This window comes from Peribacillus sp. N1, assembly GCF_054600815.1.
In genome coordinates, this window is sequence record NZ_BAAHZO010000171.1 from 1 (window position 1) to 215 (window position 215).

At 44.7% G+C, this 215-nt stretch carries 1 tRNA gene; it reads left to right on the plus strand.

The features are described 5' to 3' along the window. Positions 1-76: transfer RNA gene (locus ACYP5M_RS26935), tRNA-Ala, on the plus strand. The last annotated feature ends 139 nt before the right edge of the window (positions 77-215 follow it).

The window sequence follows — 215 nt, forward strand, 5'->3', positions numbered from 1 at the left end:
GGGGCCTTAGCTCAGCTGGGAGAGCGCCTGCCTTGCACGCAGGAGGTCAGCGGTTCGATCCCGCTAGGCTCCACCAAAAAAACTTGACAAGCCGTTTTGGGTTTGTTATGATATGAAAGTTGATTCTTTAAGAAGAGTCAAATTGCTCTTTGAAAACTGAACAAAACAAAGCGCCAACGTTAAATTTTAAGTGAGCACACACTATCAAAAAAGCA